Raw genomic sequence first — 25095 nt, 5'->3', positions numbered from 1 at the left:
GACTGATGTGGCCCGTGTGGCCAGTGCGCCGATATGTGAACGGCAGGCAAATTTCGTGCTGGCCGACACCCTTCGGTAGAGCCGGACGCGGGCAATTTGACCGGTAGTCTGGCGAGCCGTGTACCTCAAGAGTCTGACGCTGAAGGGCTTCAAGTCCTTCGCATCGCCGACGACTCTGCGCTTCGAGCCCGGCATCACCGCCGTGGTGGGCCCCAACGGCTCCGGCAAATCCAACGTGGTCGACGCCCTGGCCTGGGTGATGGGGGAGCAGGGCGCAAAGACGCTGCGCGGCGGAAAGATGGAAGACGTCATCTTCGCCGGCACCTCGTCGCGCGCACCGCTGGGCCGCGCCGAAGTCACCGTCACCATCGACAACTCCGACAATGCGCTGCCGATCGAGTACTCCGAAGTGTCGATCACTCGGCGGATGTTCCGCGACGGCGCAAGTGAATACGAAATCAACGGCGCCAGTTGCCGTTTGATGGACGTGCAGGAGCTGCTAAGCGACTCGGGCATCGGGCGCGAGATGCACGTGATCGTCGGGCAGGGCAAGCTCGACGAGATCCTGCAGTCGCGACCCGAAGATCGCCGCGCGTTCATCGAGGAAGCCGCCGGCGTGCTCAAGCACCGCAAGCGCAAGGAAAAAGCGCTCCGCAAACTCGAAGCGATGTCGGCGAACCTCGCCCGGCTCACCGATCTGACAACCGAATTAAGGCGTCAGCTCAAACCGCTGGGTCGGCAGGCCGAGGTGGCCCGCCGCGCCCAAACCATCCAGGCCGATCTGCGCGATGCCAAACTGCGGCTGGCCGCCGACGACCTGGTCAGTCGGCAGGTGGAGCGCGACGCGATCCTCGAGGCCGAGGCGGCGATGCGCCGCGAACACGACGAGGCCGCCGCCCGCCTCGCGGTGGCATCCGAGGAGCTGACCGCGCACGAGACCGCGCTCGCCGACCTGTCCGGCCGCGCCGAGTCGGTTCAGCACACGTGGTTCGGGCTCTCCGCCCTGGCCGAACGCGTGGGCGCGACCGTGCGCATCGCCAACGAGCGCGCCCAGCATCTCGACGTCGAGCCGGCGACGACCGGAGACACCGACCCCGACGCGCTGGAAGCCGAGGCCGAGCAGGTCGCGGCCGCCGAGCAGCGGCTGTTGGCCGAGCTGGCCGCGGCGGGCACCCGGCTGGATGCCGCCCGCGCGGAATTGGCCGAGCGCGAGCGCGCCGCCGCCGAGGCCGACCGGGCCCACCTGGCGGCGGTCCGGGCCGAGGCGGACCGGCGGGAGGGTCTGGCGCGGCTGGCCGGTCAGGTGGAGACGATGCGAGCGCGCGTCGAATCGATCGACGACAGCGTCGCGCGCCTGACCGAACGCATCGAACACGCCGCCGCCCGCGCGCAGCAGACCAAGGCGGAGTTCGAAACGGTGCAGGGCCGCGTCGGCGAACTGGACCAGGGCGAGGTCGGCCTGGACGAGCACCACGAACGCACGGTGGCCGCGCTGCGGTTGGCCGACGAACGCGTCGCCGAGCTGCAGTCCGCCGAGCGGGAGGCCGAACGTCAGGTGGCGTCGCTGCGGGCCCGCATCGATGCGCTCTCGGTGGGCCTCGAGCGCAAGGACGGCGCGGCATGGCTTACGCAAAACTACAGCGTCGCAGGGCTTTTCGGCCCCGTCGCCAAGTTGGTCAAGGTTCGGTCCGGTTACGAGACGGCGTTGGCCGCGGTGCTCGGGTCCGCGGCGGACGCGCTGGCCGTCGAAAGCTTCGGCGCCGCCCGTTCGGCGGTCTCCGCGCTGAAGGCGGCCGACGGCGGCCGCGCGGCCCTGGTGCTGGGCGACTGGCCCGCCGATAATCCCGCACCGGCCGGTGAGCTACCCGGCGGCGCCCTATGGGCGCTCGATCTGGTCGAGGCGCCGCAGCGGCTGCGCGGCGCGATGGTCGCGATGCTCTCTGGGGTCGCCGTGGTCGGTGACCTGGGCCAGGCGCTGGATCTGGTGGCGGCGCGCCCGCAATTGCGTGCGGTCACCGTCGACGGTGACCTGGTGGGCGCCGGCTGGGTGAGCGGCGGCTCCGACCGCAAGCTGTCCACGCTGGAGCTCACCTCGGAAATCGACAAGGCCGGCAGCGAGCTCGCCGCGGCGGAGGCGCAGGTGGCTCAGCTGAGCGCGGCGCTGTCCGGCGCACTGACCGAGCAGAGCGCCCGTCAAGACTCCGCCGAGCAGGCGTTGGCCGCGCTCAACGAATCCGACACCGCGATCTCGGCGATGTACGAGCAGCTCGGTCGGCTCGGTCAGGACGCCCGCACCGCCGATCAGGAGTGGAACCGGCTGCTGCACCAGCGCGAGGAGTTGGAGTCGGGGCGGGCGCAGACCGTCGAAGAGGTCACCGAGCTCGAAACGCGGCTGCGCAACGCCCAAGAAACGCAGCACGTGCAGGTGGCCGACCCCGTCAATCGCCAGCAGATCGCGGCCGCCGCCGAAAGCGCGCGCGGTGCCGAGGTGGAGGCGCGGCTCGCGGTCCGCACCGCCGAGGAACGGGCCAACGCGGTGCGCGGGCGAGCGGATTCGTTGCGCCGCGCGGCCGCCGCCGAACGCGAGGCGCGGATCCGGGCCCAGCAAGCGCACGCGGCGCGATTGCGCGCGGCCGCGGTGGCCGCGGCGGTGGCCGACGCCGGGCGGCTGCTGGCCGAGCGGCTCGACCGCGTGGTCGCCGCGACGTCGCAAATCCGCGACGCCCTGGTCACGGAACGTCAGGAGCGATCCGTTGCCATGTCGGCGGTCCGCGACGAGGTGCATCAGCTCGGGGCCCGGGTGGCCACCCTGACCGATTCGCTGCACCGCGACGAGGTGGCCAACGCCCAAGCGGCCCTGCGCATCGAGCAGCTCGAGCAGATGGTGCTGGAGCAGTTCGGCATGGCGCCGGCCGACCTGATCGCCGAGTACGGCCCCGAGGTCGCGCTGCCCCCCACCGATCTCGAGATGGCCGAATTCGAGCAGGCCCGCGAGCGCGGCGAACAGGTGACCATGCCCGCGCCGATGCCGTATGACCGCGCCACCCAGGAGCGCCGGGCCAAACGCGCCGAGCGCGAGCTGGCCGAGCTGGGCAGGGTCAACCCGCTGGCGCTCGAGGAGTTCGCCGCGCTGGAGGAACGCTACAACTTCCTGTCCACCCAGCTCGAGGACGTCAAGGCGGCCCGCAAGGATCTGCTGGACGTGGTCGCCGACGTCGACGCCCGCATCCTGCAGGTGTTCACCGACGCCTTCACCGACGTGGAACGCGAGTTCTCCGACGTGTTCACCGCGCTGTTTCCCGGCGGCGAGGGCCGGCTGCGGCTCACCGATCCCGACGACATGCTCACTACCGGCATCGAGGTGGAGGCGCGTCCGCCCGGCAAGAAGATCACCCGGCTGTCGTTGCTGTCCGGCGGCGAAAAGGCGCTGACCGCAGTGGCGATGCTGGTCGCGATCTTCCGGGCCCGCCCGTCGCCGTTCTACATCATGGACGAGGTCGAGGCCGCGCTCGACGACGTGAACCTGCGCCGGTTGATCGGCCTGTTCGAACAGCTACGCGCCCAGTCGCAGATCATCATCATCACGCACCAGAAGCCGACGATGGAGGTCGCCGACGCGCTGTACGGCGTGACCATGCAGGGCGACGGCATCACCGCGGTGATCTCGCAGCGCATGCGCGGCCAGCAGGTGGAGCAGCTGGTCTCCAGTTCCAACTAGCGCCGTTGCAGTTGGGGCCGCTCCAACCGGCGCGCGGCCGCTTGGAAGAATGTCAGCGTGTCGCAAGGTCTTTGGATCGCCATCGCGGTCCTGGGCGCCATCGCCGCCCTGGTCATCATCGTCGCGTTGGTCCTGGGTCTGCGCCGTTACCGCCGCCGCCGCATCAGCCTGACGACGACGGCCGAACCGGGCGCGCTCGACCGCTCGGGCGGCTACACCGCCTCGTCGGGCATCACCTTCAGCCAGTCCGCGCCGACGGCAGACCGGCTCGACACCGCCGGCCTGCCCGCCGTCGGCGACGACGCCACCGTTCCCCGCGACGCGCCGCGGCGCACGATCTCCGACGTCCACCTCCCGGAGGCGGCGCCCGAACCCGCGGCGCCCGAACCCGAGCCGGTGGCACCAGAGGCCCCGGAGGCGCCGGCCGCCGCCGAGATCGAGGCCATCGCGCCGCCCGAAGGCCGGCTGGAACGACTGCGCGGCCGGCTGGCCCGATCGCAGAACGCCCTGGGCCGCAGCGTGCTCGGATTGATCGGCGGCGGCGACCTGGACGAGGACTCCTGGCAGGACGTCGAGGACACGCTGTTAGTCGCCGATCTGGGCCCGGTGGTCGCCGACTCGGTGGTCTCGCAGCTGCGGAGCCGCCTGGCCAGCGGCAACGTGCGCACCGAGGCCGACGCAAAGGCGGTCCTGCGCGACGTCCTGATCACCGAGCTGCAACCCAGCATGGACCGGTCGATCCGCGCCCTGCCGCACGCCGACCACCCGTCGGTGCTGCTGATCGTCGGCGTCAACGGCACCGGAAAAACCACCACCGTCGGCAAGCTGGCCCGGGTGCTGGTCGCCGACGGGCGCCGCGTCGTCCTCGGCGCCGCCGACACGTTCCGAGCCGCGGCCGCCGATCAGCTGCAGACCTGGGCGGCGCGCGTGGGCGCCGAGGTGGTGCGCGGCCCCGAAGGCGCCGATCCGGCGTCGGTGGCCTTCGACGCGGTCGACAAGGGGATCGCCGCGGGTGCCGACGTCGTGGTGATCGACACGGCCGGCCGGTTGCACACCAAGGTCGGCCTGATGGACGAACTCGACAAGGTCAAGCGGGTGGTCACCCGGCGCGCCGCCGTCGACGAGGTGCTGCTGGTCCTCGACGCCACCATCGGACAGAACGGGCTGGCGCAGGCGCGGGTTTTCGCCGAGGTCGTGGAAATCACCGGCGCGGTACTGACCAAGCTGGACGGAACGGCCAAGGGCGGCATCGTTTTCCGCGTTCAGCAAGAGCTCGGCGTGCCGGTAAAGCTGGTCGGACTCGGCGAAGGACCCGACGATCTGGCGCCCTTCGAGCCCGCCGCATTCGTGGACGCGCTGCTCGGCTGAGACCGCTTACATGCCACGCGGGACGTTAATACCGCCGAAACATGGCGGCCCCATTGCCGAAACAACAATTGCGCATGGTTCTCGCAGGCCACAGGCACCTGCCTGTCGGCCTACTCATGTCGACCGGAGGTGAAAGCGAGTGAGTTTCCCGCAATTGGGCCAACCCGATACCGGTGATACCGCCTGGATGTTGGCGAGTTCCGCTCTGGTGCTGTTGATGACACCGGGTCTGGCCTTCTTCTACGGCGGCATGGTCCGCACCAGAAGCGTGCTCAACATGATCATGATGAGCATCAGCTCCATGGGCGTGGTGACAGTGCTGTGGGTGCTGTACGGCTACTCGATGTCGTTCGGTAACGACAAGGGTGGTGTCGTAGGCAGCCCGACCGACTACTGGGGTCTGGCCAAGCTGATCGGGGGCAATGCCGTGAAGGCCGACGCCACCAAGGGCGTCGCGCAGGTCGACATCCCGCTCGCCGGCACCATGCCGGCCACCGTCTTCGTGGCCTTCCAGCTGATGTTCGCGATCATCACCGTCGCGCTGATCTCGGGAGCGGTGGCGGACCGGCTGAAGTTCACCGCGTGGTTGGTGTTCGCCGGGCTGTGGGCGACGCTGGTCTACTTCCCGGTCGCGCACTGGGTCTTCGCGGCCGACGGCTTCGCCTCCGAGCACGGCGGCTGGATCAACAACAAGTTGCACGCGATCGACTTCGCCGGTGGTACCGCGGTCCATATCAACTCCGGTGTGGCCGGCCTGATGCTGGCGATCGTCCTGGGCAAGCGCAAGGGCTGGCCGACGACGCTGTTCCGGCCGCACAACCTGCCGTTCGTGATGCTCGGCGCCGGGTTGCTGTGGTTCGGCTGGTTCGGGTTCAACGCCGGGTCGGCGACCAGCTCGAACGGCGCCGCCGGATCGACATTCATGACCACCACGGTCGCCACTGCCACCGCCATGCTCGGCTGGCTGCTGACCGAGCGGATCCGCGACGGGAAGCCCACGACACTGGGCGCGGCGTCGGGCATCGTCGCCGGGCTGGTTGCCATCACCCCGTCGTGCTCGTCGGTCAACATCCTGGGCGCGATCGCGGTCGGTGCGGTGGCCGGCGTGGTCTGCGCGCTGGCGGTCGGGCTGAAGTTCCGGTTGGGCTTCGACGACTCGCTCGACGTGGTCGGCGTGCACCTGGTCGGCGGTCTGGCGGGCACGCTGCTGGTCGGCCTGCTCGCCGCGCCGGAGAGCCCGGCGATCAACGGCGTGGCCGGTGTATCGAAGGGCTTGTTCTACGGCGGCGGCTGGGCACAGCTGGAGCGGCAGGCGGTCGGCGCGTTCTCCGTCCTGTTCTACTCCGGCATCGTTACGCTCATCCTGGCCCTGATCCTGAAGTACACCATCGGGTTGCGCCTCAACCCCGAGGCGGAATCCTCGGGTATCGACGAGGCCGAGCACGCGGAGAGCGGTTACGATTTTGGAGTGATCGGCGGCCAGGGGTCTGGGCTCCCGACACGAACCGCGCTGGACGACCGTAACGGTTCTGAGGACTGGGTGGACGAGAAAGTGGAGGCAGAGCACGCATGAAGCTGATCACCGCGATCGTAAAGCCGTTCACCCTTGATGACGTCAAGACCACCCTCGAGGAGGCGGGCGTCCTGGGGATGACGGTCAGCGAAGTTCAGGGCTACGGACGGCAGAAGGGCCACACGGAGGTCTACCGGGGCGCGGAATACTCGGTCGACTTCGTGCCGAAGGTGCGGATCGAGGTCGTTGTCGACGACTCGATCGTCGACAAGGTCGTGGACAGCATCGTTCGGTCGGCGCGCACCGGCAAGATCGGTGACGGCAAGGTCTGGGTGAGTCCCGTGGAAACCATAGTGCGGGTCCGCACGGGTGAACGCGGAACCGATGCGCTGTGACAGCAGCCGCACATTGCTGATCCGACCCGGACGGGCCGGGAGGGTATGAATCCGGACCCACCCGATCCGTCCGGGAGCGGAGCAGAAGGCGCCTGCGAGGCAGGCGATTTGGCCGAGGCGCGGCGCAAGCTGCTTTCCGATGGCGTTGGACTGCATGCTGCCGAGCTGCGGCACGCATGGCTGGATCTGCACGAGTCCTGGCTGACCGCCAAGGCGGCGGAGATCGGGATCACCGACGCCAGTGGTTTCGCGATCGTCGGGATCGGCGGCATCGGCCGCCACGAGCTGCTGCCGTATTCCGATCTGGACCTAATGCTGTTGCACGACAACAAGTCTGCGGACGTGCTGCAGCGGGTCGCCGACAGGTTGTGGTATCCGTTGTGGGACGCCAACGTCCGGCTCGACCACAGCGTGCGAACGGTCTCCGGGGCGCTCGGCGTCGCCAATTCCGACATGATCGCGGCACTGGGCATGTTGGACGCCCGCCACATCGCCGGCGATCCCGAGCTGTCCGACGAATTGATCTCCGGCGCAAGAAAGCAGTGGCGCAGCGCAATTCGTTCCCGGATGGACGAGCTCGTCGAAATAACGCAGGCCCGCTGGCAGCGTTGTGGCCGGATATCGCAGCGGGCCGAGCCGGACCTGAAATCGGGCCGCGGCGGCCTGCGCGACGTGCAACTGCTCGACGCGCTGGGGGTCGCCCAGCTGATCGACCGTCACGGTATGGGCCGCCCGGAGACACCGGGGGGTTCACTGGACGATGCCTACCTGACGCTGCTCGATGTGCGCACCGAGCTGCACCGGGTGTCGGGGCGCGGACGCGATCAGCTGCTGGCCCAGTTCGCGGACGAGATCAGCGCTGCCTTGCACATCGGGGACCGATTCGACCTGTCGCGCAAGCTTTCCAGCGCCGGCCGCACCATCGGCTACCACGCCGAAACGGGGATGCGCACCGCGGAAAACGCGCTGCCGCGCCGCGGCGTGTCGGCTTTGGTGCGGCGCCCGAAACGGCGACCACTCGACGAGGGCGTGGTCGAGTACGCGGGCGAAATCGTGCTCGCCCGCGATGCCCAACCCGAAACCGACCCCGGCCTGGTGCTCCGCGTTGCGGCCGCATCGGCCGACACCGGATTGCCCATCGGCGCAGCCACATTGAACCGCCTGGCGACCGGGGCGCCCGAGCTGCCCACGCCCTGGCCGCGCGAGGCGCTGGACGACCTGCTGGTTGTGCTTTCCGCCGGGCCCACGACGGTGGCGACGATCGAAGCGCTCGACCGCACCGGGATATGGGAGCGATTGTTGCCGGAATGGGCTGCGATTCGCGACCTTCCGCCCCGCGACGTTGCACACAAGTGGACGGTCGATCGTCACGTGGTCGAGACCGCCGTCCACGCGGCACCACTGTCCACCCGCGTGGCGCGCCCCGACCTGCTCGCGCTCGGCGCGCTGCTGCACGACATCGGAAAGGGCCGGGGCGTCGATCACAGTGTGCTCGGCGCCGAGATGACGAGGGAGATCGGCGCCAGGCTCGGGATCGCGCCCCCCGACATCGAATTGCTCTCGAAACTGGTGCGCCACCACCTGCTGCTGCCGATCGTGGCCACCCGCAGCGACCTGAACGACCCCGCCACGATCGAGGGCGTATCCGAGGCACTCGGCGGGGATCCACAACTGCTCGAGGTGCTGCACGCGCTGACGGAAGCGGACTCCAAGGCCACCGGCCCCGGGGTGTGGAGCGAATGGAAGGCCCTGCTGGTCGACGATCTGGTGAGTCGCTGCCGGCTGGTGATGGCCGGTGAGCCCCTTCCGCGGGTCGAACCGACTGCGCCGCATTATCTTTCGCTGGCCACGGACCGCGGGGTACACGTGGAAATCACGCCCGTCGACGGCTCGCGCGCCTATCACGTCGTCATGGTCGCCGCGGACCAGCGGGGACTGGTGTCGAAGGCGGCCGCCGTGCTGGCACTGAACTCGCTGGGCGTCCATTCGGCGACGGTGAACAGCCACGAAGGAGTCGCGGTCACCGAATTCGTGGTGTCGCCGCACTTCGGCTCCCCGCCCGCGGCGGAATTGCTGCGCCAGCAGTTCGTGGGCGCCCTTGCCGGCGACATCGATGTCCTGGCGATGGTGGAGAAACGTCACGCCGAGGCCACGGCGTCGGCGCGGGCGGGTGAGGTACAGGCGGGAGCGCCCCTGACGCGTTCCACCGCCCCACCGCACATCCTGTGGCTCGACACCGCCTCCGACGGGCAGCTGGCCGTCGAGGTGCGCGCGATGGATCGGCCCGGCCTGCTGGCCCTGCTGACCCGGGCGCTGGAAAGGGCTGGGGCGGATATCGTTTGGGCGAAGGTCAATACGTTCGGGTCGACGGCCGCCGACGTGTTCTCGGTGGTGCTGCCGCCCGGGCCCGAGCCGGGCGGTGACGACACCGCGCGAGCCGAGGTGCAAAAACACCTGCTGGCCGTCCTAGGTGGCGCGGACGAAGTGGCAGTCATCTAGGCCGCAATCACGAGTGCCCCGAATTCAGTTGCCGCACAGCGGCGATGCGCGCCTTGAGCTGCTCGCGAGTTGCGGCGGCGATCGGCGGCCCCCCGCAGCGGCGCCGCAGTTCGTTGTGGATCCACCCGTGCGGTTTCCCGGTGCGGTGATGCGCTATCGACACTAAAGTGTTGAGTTCACTGCGCAGTTCGCGCAGCTGCCCGTGCACCGTGACCGAGGCCATCGGCGCGCCTTGATTGGCGGCCGCCCGGCGCTGCAGCTGCTCGTCCTGGCGGCGGTGCAGCAGGGCGCGCATCTGCTCGGCGTCGAGTAAACCTGGGATGCCGAGGTAGTCGGCCTCCTCGTCGCTTCCGGCCGGTGTAGCGGTGCCGAACGAGGAGCCGTCGAAGATGACCTGGTCGAGTTCCGCGTCGGCGCCCAACGACGTGAAACCCTGGTCGGTTTCTGTCTTTTCGGTTTGGGCCCGCACTGCGGGATCCCCGTCGAGGGGGTCGCCGGTGTCGCGGTGTGGTTGGCCGAGCACGTGGTTGCGCTGCGCCTCCAACTCGCTCGCCAGCTGGAGCAGGTTGGGCACCGACGGCACGAAGATGCTCGCGGATTCCCCGGGCCGGCGAGACCGCACGAACCGGCCGACGGCCTGCGCGAAGAATAGCGGAGTCGAGGCGCTCGTCGCGTAGATTCCGACCGAAAGCCGTGGCACGTCAACGCCTTCGGAGACCATGCGCACCGCGACGAGCCACCGGCCGGTGCCTTCGGCGAATTTCGTGATGCGGGCCGAGGATCCCGGGTCGTCGGACAACACCACCGTCGGCGCCTCGGAGGTCACCTTCTTCAGCAGGGCGGCGTACGCGCGCGCCGCGGCCTGATCGGAGGCGATGATCATGCCGCCGGCGTCGGGCACATGGGTGCGCAGCCCGCGCAGCCGCTGGTCGGCGGCGGCGATCACCGCGGGCATCCACTCGCCGGCGGGGTCCAGCGCCGTGCGCCACGCCCGCGCGGTCTGCTCGGCGGACAGCGGCTCGCCGAGCCGTGCCGCGTGCTCCTCGCCGGCGCTGTCGCGCCAGCGCGCCTGCCCGGAGTAGGCGAGGAACACCACCGGCCGCACCACACCGTCGGCGAGCGCTTCGGCGTAACCGTAGGTGTGGTCGGCCTGCGACCGCAGCACCCCGTCGGCGCCCGGCTCGTACGTGACGAACGGGATGGGGCTGTCGTCGCTGCGAAAAGGCGTGCCCGTCAAGGCAAGTCGGCGGGTGGCGTCGCCGAAGGCTTCGCGAATGGCATCACCCCAGGTCTTGGCGTCACCGCCGTGATGGATCTCGTCGAAGATGACCAGCGTTTTGCGTTGCTCGGTGCGCACCCGGTGCAGGGTGGGATGCGCGGCGACCTGGGCGTAGGTGACCATCACGCCGTGATACTCCGGCGAGGTCCGCGGGTTGGTGTTGGAGAATCGCGGGTCCAGGGCGAGACCGTGGCGCCCCGCGGCCTGCGCCCACTGGACCTTCAGGTGCTCGGTGGGGACCACGACGGTGATCTGCTCGACGGCGCGATGGGCGAGCAGTTCGGCCGCCACCCGCAGCGCGAACGTCGTCTTGCCGGAACCGGGGGTGGCCACGGCGAGGAAGTCGCGCGGCTGGGCGGCCAGATACTTCACCAACGCCCGGCGCTGCCAGCCCCGCAACGCCTGGGCGCCGACCGGCTGCACCGACAAACTTCCCCCCGTAGCTAGTCACGCCCTGACAAGTCTTGCGCCCGGCCCGCGACGCGGCGGCGGGTGTGAAATGTAGCATGCCAACGCTTTTCGGTGCTGAAGCGACGCGACCTAGACAGCGTGGCCCGCCAGGTCGCGGGTTCGCAGCCACTCGTCGATTCGTGCGGCGACGTCGGGCCAGCCCGGTTCGAGCATCATGTTGTGTCCCATGTCGAAGAACTCCGGCTCGGTCGCATACGCGCGCGCCGTCGCACGCACCGCGCGCACGCTGACGAACCCGTCGTGCAGGCCGCCGAGGACCAGGATCGGGGTGGTCACCCGCGCCGTATCGACCCGGCGCAACATCGGATCGGTCATCGCCGCGCGGATGCTCTCGGGCCCGGCGCGTTTCCAGCAGGATTCGACGACGGCCTCGGGCGTGTCGGCGCAGAAGAGGTATTCGCGGGCGAGCGCCTGGGTGCGCAGGAACTTGACCAACGTCGGGTCGTGGAACGAGTGCACCGTCATCCACGGCCGGCGACGCCAGACGCGCAGCGCCGCCCCGAGCACGCCCGACGGCGGCAGGGAGCCCACCAGCACCGCGGCCGGCGCGGTTCGGTCCTCGAGATAGCGCTGGATCGTGTAGCCACCCAGGGAATGGCCGATCAGCACCGGCGCGCCACCCAGGTCGTCGGCGACAGAACGAACGTCGTCGATGTAGTCGGCGATGGAGACGTGCTGCAGCGGCTTGGCCGTGGGGCTGGTGCCGTGCCCGCGCAGGCTCATCGCGACCGCGCGGTAGCCGGCGTCGGCGAAGAAGTCCAGGAAGCCGTCGTCCCAGCACCAGGCGCCGTGCCAGCCGCCGTGGACGAAAAGCAGCGGCACCGGATGCGCGTCGGTACAGCGTCCCTTGTCGATCACCTCGAGCATGAATCCGCAGTCTAGAACCCATCCGAACGTGCGGCTGGCCGCACGCGCGGCGTCGAATGTGCGGCTGGCCGCACACTCGGGCCAAACTTCCCAGCCGCTAGGCTGACGGGGTGTTTGAATCGCTGTCCGACCGATTGACCGGCGCCCTTGCCGGGCTGCGCGGCAAGGGCCGACTGACCGACGCCGACATCGAGGCCACCACCCGCGAAATCCGGCTCGCGCTGCTGGAAGCGGACGTTTCGCTGCCCGTGGTCCGGGCGTTCGTCGGCCGGATCAAGGACCGCGCCCGGGGCGCCGAGGTGTCCGGCGCGCTCAACCCTGCGCAGCAGGTCGTCAAGATCGTCAACGAAGAACTCATCGGCATCCTGGGCGGCGAAACCCGCCAGCTGGCGTTCGCGAAGGCGCCGCCGACCGTGGTGATGCTCGCCGGCCTGCAGGGTTCCGGTAAGACGTCGCTGGCCGGGAAGTTGGCCGCCTGGCTGCGCGGGCAGGGGCACACGCCGCTGCTGGTGGCCTGCGACCTGCAGCGTCCCGCCGCGGTGAACCAGCTGCAGGTCGTCGGCGAGCGCGCCGGCGTACCGGTGTTCGCGCCGCATCCCGGCGAGTCCCCGGAATCCGGACCCGGCGACCCGGTCGCCGTCGCGGCCGCGGGTCTCGAGGAGGCCCGGGCCAAACACTTCGACGTGGTCATCGTCGACACCGCCGGCCGGCTGGGCATCGACGAGGAGCTGATGGCCCAGGCGGCGGCCATCCGGGACGCCATCGATCCCGACGAGGTGCTGTTCGTCCTCGACGCGATGATCGGCCAGGACGCCGTCACCACCGCGGAGGCGTTCCGCGAGGGCGTCGGCTTCACCGGCGTGGTGTTAACCAAGCTCGACGGCGACGCCCGCGGTGGCGCCGCGCTGTCGGTCCGCGAGGTCACTGGTGTCCCAATCCTTTTCGCCTCCACGGGTGAGAAGCTCGAGGACTTCGACGTCTTCCACCCCGATCGCATGGCCAGCCGCATCCTGGGCATGGGCGACGTGCTGAGCCTGATCGAACAGGCCGAACAGGTCTTCGACGCCGAGCGGGCCGAGGCCGCCGCGGTCAAGATCGGTGCCGGCGAGCTGACGCTCGAGGATTTCCTGGAGCAGATGCTCGCCATCCGCAAGATGGGCCCGATCGGCAACCTCCTGGGCATGCTGCCCGGCGCCGGGCAGATGAAGGAGGCGCTGGCCGAGGTCGACGACCGCCAGCTCGACCGGTTGCAGGCCATCATCCGCGGCATGACGCCGCAGGAGCGCGCTGACCCCAAGATCATCAACGCCTCGCGGCGGCTGCGCATCGCCAACGGCTCGGGCGTGACGGTGTCCGAGGTCAATCAGCTGGTCGACCGCTTCTTCGAGGCCCGCAAGATGATGTCGTCCATGCTGGGCGGCATGGGAATCCCCGGTATCGGCCGCAAGTCCGCGACGCGAAAGAGCAAGGGCGCCAAGGGCAAAAAGGGCAAGAAGGGTGGACGGGGACCGACCCCGCCCAAGGTCCGCAACCCGCTGGGCGCCGGCATGCCGGGCATGGCGGGGATGCCCCCGGGGTTCCCCGACCTGTCGCAGATGCCCGAGGGCCTCGACGAGCTGCCGCCCGCGCTGGCCGACTTCGACCTGTCCAAGCTGAAGTTCCCGGGTAAGAAGTAACCGCACCGTGCGCCTGCACGTGCGAGGTCTGGGCCTGCCCGACGAGACCGAGATTCAGCTGTGGATCGTCGACGGCCGCATCAGCACCGAGCCGGTCGCCGGGGCCGACACCGTTTTCGGGGCCTCTGGAGGCGGCTGGATCCTGCCCGGCCTGGTGGACGCGCACTGCCACGTCGGGCTTGGTCACCACGGCGAGATCCCGATCGAGGAGGCGATCGCCCAGGCCGAGACCGAACGCGACGTCGGCGCGCTGCTGCTGCGTGACTGCGGCGCGCCGACCGACACCCGCAGCCTCGACGACCACGACGACCTGCCCCGCATCATCCGCGCCGGAAGGCACCTGGCCCGGCCCAAGCGCTACCAGGCGGGCTTCTCCGTCGAGCTCGAGGACGAATCCCAGCTGCCGGCGGCGGTGGCCGAGGAGGCCAGGCGCGGCGACGGCTGGGTCAAGCTGGTCGGCGACTGGATCGACCGCGGCGTCGGTGACCTCGCCCCGCTGTGGTCCGACGACGTGCTGGCGGCCGCGATCGACACCGCGCACGCCCACGGCGCCCGCGTCACCGCCCACGTCTTCAGCGACGAGGCAATGCCCGGCCTGATCAAGGCCGGCATCGACTGCATCGAACACGGCACCGGGCTCACCGACGACACCATCGCGCTGATGCTCGAGCACGGAACGGTGTTGGTGCCCACGCTGGTCAACATCACCGAAAACTTTCCGGGCATCGCCGAGGCCGCCAAGCGCTATCCGACCTACGCCGCCCACATGCGCGACCTGCACGCCCGCTGCCGTGAGCGGGTCGCGGCGGCCCTGGACGCGGGAATCCCGATGTATGCCGGTAGCGATGCGGGCAGCATGATCGCGCACGGCCGGATCGCCGACGAGGTCGAAGCCCTCAAGGGGATCGGGATGAGCCCGACGCAGGCTTTGGGCGCGGCCTGCTGGGATGCCCGTCGTTGGCTGGGCCGCCCCGGTCTGGATCACGGGGCCTCGGCCGACCTGTTGTGCTACACCGACGATCCACGCGAGGGGCCCGGCGTGCTGAACCGGCCCGACCTGGTGATCCTGCGCGGCGCCGTGTTTCGGCCCTGACCTGCGCATTCGCCGCGTGGCAGGCAATTCCCCAGGAAAGATTGCGAGCGCTTGCTATCTATGTTACGGTCGTCGCAACCCAATGAACCGGAGGAAGACAGTGACCTACGACGTGATCATTCGCGATGGATTGTGGTTCGACGGCACCGGCGCTGCCCCGCAAACCCGCACGCTCGGGATTCGCGACGGCGTGGTGGCCACGGTCGCGGGCCCCTCGGACGCGCCGCTGGACGAGACCGGTTGCCCCGAGGTGATCGACGCGGCGGGCAAGTGGGTGATGCCCGGCTTCATCGACGTGCACACTCACTACGACGCCGAGGTGCTGCTGGATCCCGGGCTGCGGGAGTCGGTGCGCCACGGTGTGACCACGGTGCTGCTGGGCATGTGCTCGCTGTCGACGGTCTATGCCGACTCCGAGGATGCCGCCGACCTGTTCAGCCGGGTCGAGGCCGTGCCGCGCGAGTACGTCCACGGCGCGCTGGACAGTAACCGGACCTGGACCACCGCCGCCGAATACATCGCGGCCGTCGATTCGCTGCCGCTCGGGCCGAATGTCAGCTCGCTGCTTGGTCATTCGGACCTGCGCAGCGCGGTGCTGGGGCTCGACCGGGCGACCGACGCCACCGTCAAGCCCACCGACGCCGAACTGGAGAAGATGGCGACCTTGCTCGACGAGGCGCTCGAGGCCGGGATGCTGGGCATGTCCGGCATGGACGCGGCGATCGACAAGCTCGACGGCGAACGCTTCCGGTCGCGGGCGCTGCCGTCCACCTTCGCGACCTGGCGGGAACGGCGCCGGCTGATCAAGGTGCTGCGCAAGCGCGGGCGGATCCTGCAGAGCGCGCCCGACGTCGAGAACCCCGCGTCGGCGCTGATGTTCTTCCTGACCAGCAGCCGAATGTTCGGACGCCGCAAGGGAGTTCGGATGAGTCTGTTGGTGTCCGCCGACGCCAAGTCGAACCCACTCGCCGTCTACGTGTTCGGGCCGGCGACTCGCCTGGCGAACAAGCTGCTGGGCTCGAGCGTGCGGTTCCAGCACCTGCCGGTGCCGTTCGAGTTGTACTCCGACGGAATCGACCTGCCGGTCTTCGAGGAATTCGGCGCCGGCACGGCCGCCCTGCATCTGCGCGACCAATTGGAGCGCAACGAGCTGCTGGCCGACGAGGCGTACCGCCGCAAGTTCCGCAAAGAGTTCGACCGCGTCAAACTCGGACCGTCGCTGTGGCACCGCGACTTCCACGACGCGGTCATCGTTGAGTGCCCCGATAAGTCGTTGATCGGCAAGAGCTTCGGCACGATCGCCGACGAACGCGGGCTGCACCCGCTCGACGCGTTCCTCGATGTGCTCGTCGAAAACGGCGAACGCAACGTGCGCTGGACAACCATCGTGGCCAACCACCGGCCCAAGCTGCTCAACGCGCTCGCCAAGGAGGAAAGCGTGCACATGGGCTTCTCGGACGCCGGTGCCCACCTGCGCAACATGGCCTTCTACAACTTCCCGATCAAGCTGCTCAAGCGAACTCGCGACGCCCACCGCGCGGGCACACCGTTCATGTCCACCCAACATGCGGTGCACCGGCTGACCGGCGAGCTGGCCGAGTGGTTCGGACTCGACGCCGGCACGCTGCGCGAGGGCGACCGCGCGGACTTCGTGGTGATCGACCCGGCCGGCCTGAACGACTCGGTCGACGGCTACTACGAGGAGGAGGTTCCCTTCTACGGGGGCCTGCGGCGCATGGTCAATCGCAACGACGAGGCCGTCGTCGCGACCGGTGTCAACGGCGCGGTCGTCTTCGAGAAGGGCCAATTCCGCGACGGCTACGGCCAGACCGCCAAATCGGGCCGGTACCTGCGGGCCGGTGCGCGACCGCGGCGCGAGCAGCGCTCGGCCGCACTGGTGTGAGCGACTGAGATGGCCAGGACGCAGCAGCAACGCCGCGAGGAGACCATTGGACGGCTCCTCGAGGCGTGCATCGCCAGCATCATCGAGGTCGGCTACGCCCGCGCCTCGGCGGCCGTGATCACCAAGCGCGCCGGCGTCTCCGTGGGTGCCCTGTTCCGGCACTTCGAGACGATGGGCGATTTCATGGCGGCCACGGCATCGGAGGTGCTGCGCCGGCAGGTGGAGTCATTCACCAAGCAGGTCGCCGAAATCCCGGCCGACCGCCCGGCGCTGGAAGCCGCGCTGACGATCCTGCGTGACATCACCAGCGGCCCGACCAACGCGGTGCTGTACGAGCTGATGGTCGCCGCGCGCACCGACGAGAAGCTCAACGCGCATCTGGCCGAGGTGATGGCCCAGTACTCGGCGAAGATTCTCGACGCCGCGCGCACCCTGCCCGGCGCGGAAACCATCCCGGAGGACACCTTTCCGGTTCTGGTGGCATTGCTGACCAACGTCTTCGACGGGGCGGCAATCGTGCGAGGGGTGCTGCCAGAACCGGATCTGGAGGAGCGCCGGATCGCGCTGCTGACCGCGCTGATAACCGGGTTGTTGCCGAACGAGACTGTGTGACAAGCGGTTACAGCGCGCCGATACCGGTCTCCGGGTTGAGCGCGAAACCCCAGTCGAACAGGCTTGCCGCCTGATCCCAATACGTGGGCCCGCCCTGCTTCACCATCCCGTACATCATGGCGATCACCAGGCGGCGACCACCGCGGGCCGCGGCGCCGACGAAGGTCTTGCGGGCCGCGTTGGTGAACCCGGTCTTGCCGCCGATGGCACCGGGATAGCGCTGTAACAGTTCGTCCTGGTTGGTGATCGGTTCGTCGCCGTGATCGCCGGGGAACGTCGCCGACGGCTCGGCGGTGATGTGCGCGAACATCGGATTGGCCATTGCGGCCCGGAAGATGACGGCCAGGTCGTGGGCCGTGGAGGCCCCGGAGCCGCCGGGCCCGTCCAGCCCCGATGGCGTCGCCGCGTGGGTGTTGGTCGCCCCGAGTGAGGCGGCTTTGGCGTTCATCTTGCCGACCGCGACGTCCGCGCCACCGAGCTGGTGTGCCAGCGTGTTGGCGGCGTCGTTGCCGGAAACCAGCAGCAGCCCGTCGAGCAGTTGGCGCGCGGTATAGGTGCGGCCGGGTTTGACGCCGACGCAGTTGCACTCGACCTGGGTATCGGCGACGTCGGCGACGACGGTGGAATCGAGGCTCAGCTCGTCCAGGGCAACCAACGCCAACAGCACCTTGATGGTGCTCGCGGGCGGGTGGGCCACGTTCTGGTCGCGGCCGGCCAGCACCTGACCGCTGTCGAGGTCGGCCACGATCCAGGTCTGGGCCGGGCCGTCGGGGATCGGCACCGAGCCGGCAGGCTGCATGCTGTCGGCCCCCGCGGTGGCCGGGCTGACAGTGGCACCCAAGGTGCCGACCGTGAGCGCAGCGGCGGCCGCGGCGATGAGTTTCCGCATGGGCGCAAAGTTTAACGTCCAGCGGCTCTGACTCAATGAACCGGCGGCTGGTCCGGATCGTGATAACCACGGTGGCGGTCGTACTGGCCGGCACCTCATCGGGTTCTTGCGAGGGAGTGCCGATGAGTAAGCGGGGGCGGCGAGCCGTTGTCTGTGGTGCGAGTATGGCCGGGCTGCTGGCCGCTCGGGTGCTGTCGGACTTTTACGAGACGGTCACGCTCGTCGAGCGCGACCGACTCCCCGACGGTGCTGAGCAGCGTCGAGGCGTACCCCAGGGACGGCATTTCCATGCCCTGCTGAGCACAGGGTCGAAAGCCCTGGGCGAGCTATTTCCGGGTCTGCTCGACGAGCTCGTTGCCGGGGGCGCGAACGTCCTCGACAATGAGCCCTCGCGTGTGTATGTCCGGTTGGGGCGCCACGAGCTTGACCTCTCGGGCAAATTCGCCGACCCGGCGTCGCTGGTCTTGTATCAACCGAGCCGGCCGTTTTTGGAGTCCCATGTCAGGCGACGGGTCCGTGATCTCAGGAACGTGTGCTTCCTGGAGGGCCACGATGTCGTCGAGCCGATCGGAGACCGGCCGGATCGGGTCACGGGTGTGCGGGTGGTCAACCGCGCCACGGGTGTGCAAACCGCGCTGGAAGCCGACATGGTGGTCGATGCGACGGGCCGCTCCGCGCGCATGCCGGCGTTCCTGGGCAAGCTTGGCTACCAGCGACCGCTCGAGCAGCGGTATCCGGTGCAGCTGAGCTATGCCAGCCAATTTCTGCGGATCCCCGCGGGCATCCTGGGTGAGAAATTGGGCTTCTCGGTCGGCCCGACGCCCGAACGACCCACCGGGGTGGTGGCCGTGGCCTACGAGCACGGCACCTGGATTTTGACTTTGTTCGGCGTGGGCGGTGTCGAACTGCCCCATGATCTGCCTGGCGTCATCGAGTGCGCTGCGCAGTTCGCGCCGCCTTTTCTGATCGCTGCGCTGCGGGCCGCCGAGCCCCTGGGTGCACTGTCGTTGCAGCATTACCCGGCCAGCACGTGGCGGCGCTATGACAAGATGCGCCGATTCCCGGCGGGGCTGCTGGTGATGGGTGATGCGATCTGCAGCTTCAACCCGGTCTACATGCAGGGCATGACGATGGCCGCGCAGCAGGCCCTCGCCCTTCGAAACTGCCTGGCCGACGGCGAGGGCGACGTCCGTCGGCGCTTCTTCAGACAGACCGCCAAGCAGATCGCGCCCGTTTGGCGGGGGAACCGGCTCAGCGATTTCACCGTGTCCCAGGCGGGCGGTTGGCGTTGGGTGCTGAGGCGCTTGATGACCTGGCCGATGGACAAGGCCCAGGCGGCTGCCGCGACCGATCCGGTAATCGCCGAAGAACTGCTTCGTGTGATGCACTTTGTCGACCCGCCAGCCCGGCTGATGCGGCCCTCGTTCCTGATCCGCCTGGTCACAGCCAACCGCCGATCCGGAATGGCCAAGCGTCCGCCGACACTGCACGCGGTACCTGACGCCGGGGTTCACGGAACATGATCACTCCGCGACCGCGGAACTTTCTCTGACCGCACTGCTGGCGAAGCCAACGGCCGGGCAACCCAGCGCCGTTGTCGTAGACCGCCCCGGTTGCCGAAGGGCTGATTCGCAAGCGCGTCCTCGCGCCGATTGAACCGACCCGCGCCGATGCTCGTGTCTAGGTGTGGTTGGGGAGTTTAAGTGTCATCGCCGCCGGGGGGCATGCCACCGCAACGTCGCGCAGCATGAGGTCGTCGAATGATTTTGAGGTTTCCGGGATTTGAGGCCTTCGAGTTCAGGGCCACCAGCCGCCATTTGGCACGACTGCTCGAGGGCTGCGCGTATTTGACCGCCTTTGGCGAGGCGAACGACAGCCTTATTGCACGAAAGTCAGTAAGGCGCTTGCGATCCCGCCGGCACGCCAGCCCTGAATAGGGTCCGCCGTCATCATGCTGAACTACGGCACGCAGCCAGACTTCGTCGGACCACTAACCGCGGCTCAGCGGTCGATATGGGCTGCCCAACAGCTCCAGCCCGAAATCCCTTACAACTTCGCCGCTTTTCTGCCGATCGATCACGATGTCGACGCCGACAGGCTCATCGCTGCGTGCGAATCGGCGGCAACGCGGTTCGGCACGCCATGCGCTCGGCTAGCCCTCGCCGACGGCGAACCCGTCTTCATCGTCGACCGCTCCCTTACCCAGACGGGAATCACCGACTGCATCGATCTGCGCGCCGAGCGCGACCCGGTAGCCGCCGCTCGCAGTTGGATGAACCACGACTACCGCCAACCAGTCGACCTGCTCCATGACCGACTCACAAACTTCACACTGCTGCGGATCACCGACAACCTGTCGTATTTCTACCTGCGTACCCACCACCTGCTCTGCGACGGGTACGGCGCCAACAATTTCGTCCGGCACATCGCCGCCGTGTACTCCGGGTCCGCGCCCGAACGCGGCGAAGTCGACTTTTCCGAGTTCGCCCTGCTCCATGAAGCCGACCAGGAATACCGGGAGTCTTCGCGCAGTCACGCTGACGCCGAGTTTTGGAAGAGCGTCGTGCGCGGACCTCTGGACATTATCGACTTGGGCGGGACGCGGAGGTCGGTACCACCGCGCCACCCCCTGGTACGCGAGCTGGCGTGCGGTCAGGGATTCTCGGCGTCCCCGCATGACCAGTTCGACGTCGCGAGGTTTGTCGCCGCAATGACGGTGTTTATCGCGAAAACCACAGGGCGCCAAACCATTTCGTTGTCATTGCCGGTTTCGGCGCGCACGACGGCGGCGCTGAAAACATGTGCCGGCATGGTGTCCAACATGGTGCCGCTGCTGATCGACGTCGAGGACCGCGACACTCTTGGTGCACTGACCGATCGAGCCGCCAAGGCTTTGGTCGGTGCGCTGCGCCACCAACAATTCCGGCATTGGCCGGACCTGATCGCCGGCACAACCCGTGTCGACATGAACGTCGAGTTCGGCGCGGCCATCAACGTGCTCGACTTCATTGCCCCGCTTCGTTTCGGGCCGTCCGAGACGGCGTACAACGTATTGAGCATCTACCCCATTCAGGACATTGCCGTCAACATCTATCCGCGGCTGGGCGACGGCACGCCACGAATTCAGTTGATGTGGAATCCCGACCGCTACACCTCCGACGAAATCGGCAGGCACACAAGGCGTCTGGAAATGCTGCTGGACCGCCTCTTGGTGGCGGATGCGTCGCTGGTCGTGGCTGAGGTGTCGGTTCTGGATCGCGATGAGCGCGAGCTGGTGTTGTCGGCGTGGTCCGGTGCTGGGGTGGGCGCGCCGATTGGGGTGGCGCCGCAGTTGTTGGCGGCGACGGTCGCCGCCGATCCCGATGCGGCGGCCGTGATCGACGGCACCCGGCAGCTGTCGTATCGCGAGCTCGACGAGTGGTCGACGCGGTTGGCGCGGGTACTGATCGAGGCCGGGGTGGGTCCCGAGCGTGCTGTGGGGGTGGCGATGGACCGCTGTGTGGAGTTGGTCGCGGTTTGGTGGGCCGTGGTCAAGGCCGGCGGTGTGTACGTGCCGGTCGACCCGGTCCACCCGGCCGAGCGGATCGCCACGGTGCTAGATGCGGTGGACGCCGTGTGTTTGTTGACCTGTGGCGTCGACACGGTGCCCGGGGGCGGGACGCGCCCGGTGCTGCGCGTCGACCATCTGGACATGTCGGATCGCGCGGCTGAGCCGATTACCGACGCCGATCGCCTCGCGCCGCTGGGCGTGGATAACACCGCCTACGTCATGTTCACCTCAGGATCCACCGGCGCACCCAAGGGGGTGGCGGTCAGTCACGCCGGTCTGCTGGGGCTAGCCGCGGCGCAACGCGCGATATATGGCCTGGGCGCGAGTGCGCGGGTGCTGATGGTTGCGGCACCGACCTTCGATGCGTCGATCTTCGATTGGTTGTGGGCGGCGGGATCCGGAGCGGCGTTGGTGGTCGCGCCGCCGCAGGTGTACGCCGGGGAGGCGTTGACCGCGTGGGTACAGGACCAGCGTGTCAGCGCGGCGGCGTTGACCCCGACGGTGCTGTCGTCCCTGGATCGGACCCGGCTCGACGGGCTGGACACGCTAATCACGATGGGAGAGGCCTGCTCCGCGGAAGTGGTGGCCGCCTGGGCCCCAGGCCGGCGGATGTTCAACGGCTACGGTCCCACCGAGTCCACCATCTGCTCCACCTCCACCGCGCCGCTGTCGCCGGGGCAGCCGGTCAGCATCGGCGCTCCGATCCCGGGGGTATGCGCGCTGGTGCTCGATGCACGGTTGAACCCGGCGCCGATCGGGGTGGTGGGCGAGCTGTATCTCGGTGGGCCCGCGCTGGCGCACGGCTACGTGGGCCGCGCCGAGTTGACCGCGGAACGGTTCGTGGCCAATCCGCACGGAGGTGGTGGCGCACGGATGTATCGCACGGGCGACCTGGTGCGGTGGACCTCCGCCGGCACTCTCGATTACCTGGGTCGGCCCGATACCCAGATCAAACTGCGCGGGCAGCGCATCGAACTTGGCGAAATCGAAAACTCCCTGCTGGCCTGCCCGCAGGTCACCCAGGCCGCCGTCGCCGTGCACCACAACTCCGCCGCCACACACCTGATCGCCTACATCACCCTCGAACACACCGCGACCGCGGATCACGTCGCCGAAAGCGTCGAACAGTGGCAACACGTGAACGACCAGCTCTACGGCGCCGAGGTCGGGGACTTCGGCAGGGATTTCCGGGGCTGGAACAGCAGCTACACCGATGACCCGATCCCGCTCGAGGAGATGGTCGAGTGGCGCTCGGCCACGGTGGATCGGATCATCGCCCTCGAGCCCAGACGGGTATTGGAGATCGGCGCGGGCTCCGGACTGATCTTGTCGCAGATCGCCCCTCAGTGTGAGCACTATGTCGCCACCGACATTTCGCCGGTCGCCATCGACAACCTGGCCCGCGTGCTGGAGCAATTGCAGATTCCATGGCGTGATCGAGTCGAGCTACTGACACAGCCCGCGCACGTCGCCGAGGGTTTGCCCCGGCGCCATTTCGACACCGTCATTCTCAACTCGGTCGTCCAGTATTTCCCCAATGCGGACTATCTGGCCGAGATCATCGATTACGCCGTGGATCTGCTAGCCCCCGGCGGGAGATTGTTCATCGGCGATGTGCGCAACCACACGCTGCAAGGCGCATTGCAAACTGGAGTCGCGCTCGCCCGCGCCACCGCCACGGACACCGCTGAGATCCGGGCACGCGTCTATCGCGCCATGGTCAGCGAGCCCGAATTGCTGTTGGCCCCAGAGTTTTTCACCACCTGGGCCGCTGACCATCCGCACGTGGCCGGACTAGCCATCGAAGTCAAACGTGGATTGGCCGATAACGAACTCAACCGCTACCGCTATGACGTCATCGTCCACAAAGCCCCCACCCCGGTGCGCTCACTGGCCACCGCACCCACCTGGACGTGGGCCCACTGCGAAGGCCTGGACGGGTTGCAAGACCGATTGATATCCCAACATCCGGCCACTGTTCGCATTACCGACATCCCGCGCGCCGGACTGATCACCGACGTCCGCGTCGAAGCCGCCGTGGCCGCCGGACGGCCCCCAGCCGACGCGCTGGCTGATGCCACCGCCGAGGCCGCCGACGCCGTTGTGCCCGAAGCGTTGTACCGCCTCGGCGAGACCACCGGATACCAGGTGGCGGTGACCTGGGGTGCCCAACCCGGCACTGTGGAGGCGGTTTTCATCATCCCCATCGGCCCGCACCCCCCTGCAGTCACCGACGTGTATCTGTCGCCCGCTCGCCTGCGCGGCACCAATGCCAATGACCCGCAAACCAACATCAAGATCAGCGCAGTGCGTGAGCGGTTGAACGCACGGCTGCCCGATTACATGATGCCGGCCCAGATCATGGTGCTCGACGAGTTCCCGTTGACCTCCTCGGGCAAGATCGACCGCAGGGCCCTGCCGGCACCGATATTTGCCGCGGCATCTTTCCGGGCGCCGCAGTCCGAGAACGAAAAAATCGTTGCCCAGGTGTTCAGCGAAGTGTTGGGCCTGGACCGGGTCGGGCTGGACGACGATTTCTTCGCCCTCGGTGGCGATTCGTTGATCGCAACACGGGTGACCGCGCGCCTGCAGTTGACGTTGGGCAGGGAAGTGCCGGTGCGGTACCTGTTTGAGGCTTCCACCGTCGGTCAGCTCGCCGACTATCTGGACCGTCATCGTGGCGGGCCTGGCGTCCCGCCGCTGCGGGCGATGCCGCGCCCGGCCCGGGTTCCGTTGTCGTTTGCCCAGCAGCGGTTGTGGTTCCTCAACCAGTTCGAGGGCCAGGTTCCGACCTATAACATGCCGACCGCGTTTCGGATCGACGGGGCGCTGGATGTCGACGCGTTGGGTGCGGCCCTGGATGACGTCATCGCCCGCCACGAATCGCTGCGCACCATATTTCGCGCAATCGACGGAGTGCCGTTCCAAGAGGTGTTGCCGGCCCAGGCTGGCATGTGGCGACGCGGCGGCCCAGCGGTGGTGTCGTTGCCCGAGCGCGATGCGCGCGGCGAGTTGATGGCCCTGGCGGGGTACCGATTCGATTTGTCGACCGAGATCCCCATTCGCGCGCAGATCTATTCGGTGGGGCGCGAGCAGTATGTCGTGGGGATTGTATTGCACCACATAGCTTTTGACGGATGGTCACCGGCGCCGATGGTCAGGGATGTGGGCCAGGCGTATCGGGCGCGGCGGATGGGTCGGGTGCCGGGGTGGGTGCCGTTGGGGGTGCAGTATGCCGATTATGCGTTGTGGCAGCGGGGGT

The 25095-nt window shown here is 68.5% G+C and carries 14 protein-coding genes; 11 read left to right on the top strand and 3 right to left on the bottom strand.

Annotated elements, in window-relative coordinates; translation table 11 throughout:
• The first annotated feature begins 118 nt into the window (after window positions 1–118).
• The 5 genes from smc to A5744_RS17580 all read left to right on the top strand — a co-directional run bounded on the left by smc (window position 119) and on the right by A5744_RS17580 (window position 9493).
• Entirely contained in the window at window positions 119–3718 is a 3600-nt protein-coding gene (gene smc, locus A5744_RS17600; protein ID WP_076063180.1) for a chromosome segregation protein SMC, read from the top strand.
• Between the two features lie 57 nt (window positions 3719–3775).
• Entirely contained in the window at window positions 3776–5086 is a 1311-nt protein-coding gene (gene ftsY / locus A5744_RS17595; RefSeq protein ID WP_076063178.1) for a signal recognition particle-docking protein FtsY, read from the top strand.
• Between the two features lie 187 nt (window positions 5087–5273).
• Window positions 5274–6659 (top strand): ammonium transporter, encoded by a 1386-nt coding sequence (locus A5744_RS17590; RefSeq protein WP_076063355.1) that lies wholly within the window; start codon window positions 5274–5276, stop codon window positions 6657–6659.
• Window positions 6656–6994 carry a nitrogen regulatory protein P-II gene (gene glnB, locus A5744_RS17585; RefSeq protein WP_076063176.1) on the top strand — a complete coding sequence of 113 codons (339 nt, stop codon included), beginning with the start codon at window positions 6656–6658 and terminating at the stop codon, window positions 6992–6994. The genes A5744_RS17590 and glnB overlap by 4 nt, the downstream gene beginning before the upstream one ends.
• A gap of 45 nt (window positions 6995–7039) precedes the next feature.
• Window positions 7040–9493, top strand: a complete 2454-nt coding sequence (locus A5744_RS17580; RefSeq protein WP_076063174.1) for a [protein-PII] uridylyltransferase — start codon at window positions 7040–7042, stop codon at window positions 9491–9493.
• Window positions 9494–9500: 7 nt separating this feature from the next.
• Here the strand turns inward: A5744_RS17580 and A5744_RS17575 are convergent, their stop codons facing one another.
• Together A5744_RS17575 and A5744_RS17570 are read right to left on the bottom strand one after the other, a co-directional pair.
• Entirely contained in the window at window positions 9501–11195 is a 1695-nt protein-coding gene (locus tag A5744_RS17575) for a DEAD/DEAH box helicase (RefSeq protein ID WP_076063173.1), read from the bottom strand.
• A 117-nt stretch (window positions 11196–11312) separates the two neighbouring features.
• The gene (locus tag A5744_RS17570) at window positions 11313–12110 is read right to left on the bottom strand and encodes an alpha/beta fold hydrolase (RefSeq protein WP_076063171.1); all 798 of its coding nucleotides are present in this window, start codon (window positions 12108–12110) and stop codon (window positions 11313–11315) included.
• 110 nt (window positions 12111–12220) lie between these two features.
• Here A5744_RS17570 and ffh point away from each other — a divergent pair, with 110 nt between their 5' ends.
• The 4 genes from ffh (at window position 12221) to A5744_RS17550 (ending at window position 17394) form a co-directional block, all read left to right on the top strand.
• Entirely contained in the window at window positions 12221–13786 is a 1566-nt protein-coding gene (gene ffh / locus A5744_RS17565) for a signal recognition particle protein (protein ID WP_076063169.1), read from the top strand.
• Window positions 13787–13793: 7 nt separating this feature from the next.
• Window positions 13794–14879 carry an amidohydrolase family protein gene (locus A5744_RS17560; protein ID WP_076063168.1) on the top strand — a complete coding sequence of 362 codons (1086 nt, stop codon included), beginning with the start codon at window positions 13794–13796 and terminating at the stop codon, window positions 14877–14879.
• Between the two features lie 82 nt (window positions 14880–14961).
• Window positions 14962–16782 carry an amidohydrolase family protein gene (locus tag A5744_RS17555; protein ID WP_076063166.1) on the top strand — a complete coding sequence of 607 codons (1821 nt, stop codon included), beginning with the start codon at window positions 14962–14964 and terminating at the stop codon, window positions 16780–16782.
• A 9-nt stretch (window positions 16783–16791) separates the two neighbouring features.
• Complete coding sequence (locus tag A5744_RS17550) at window positions 16792–17394, top strand: TetR/AcrR family transcriptional regulator (protein ID WP_076063164.1); 603 nt, start codon at window positions 16792–16794, stop codon at window positions 17392–17394.
• Between the two features lie 7 nt (window positions 17395–17401).
• On the opposite strand, the gene A5744_RS17545 is transcribed toward A5744_RS17550, so the two are convergent.
• Entirely contained in the window at window positions 17402–18283 is an 882-nt protein-coding gene (locus A5744_RS17545) for a D-alanyl-D-alanine carboxypeptidase family protein (RefSeq protein WP_076063162.1), read from the bottom strand.
• Window positions 18284–18405: 122 nt separating this feature from the next.
• Between A5744_RS17545 and A5744_RS17540 the strand changes: the two genes are divergently transcribed.
• A complete protein-coding gene (locus tag A5744_RS17540) occupies window positions 18406–19806 on the top strand; it encodes a hypothetical protein (RefSeq protein ID WP_076063353.1) in 1401 nt (466 codons plus the stop codon).
• 428 nt (window positions 19807–20234) lie between these two features.
• Window positions 20235–25095: non-ribosomal peptide synthetase (locus A5744_RS17535; protein WP_139331398.1), on the top strand; the 4861-nt coding region annotated here is incomplete at its 3' end.

The sequence above is a fragment of the Mycobacterium sp. IS-1264 genome, assembly GCF_001954195.1.
GTDB lineage: Bacteria > Actinomycetota > Actinomycetes > Mycobacteriales > Mycobacteriaceae > Mycobacterium.
Note: the sequence above shows the minus strand (reverse complement) of the source record. Positions and strands in the feature narration are given on the sequence as shown.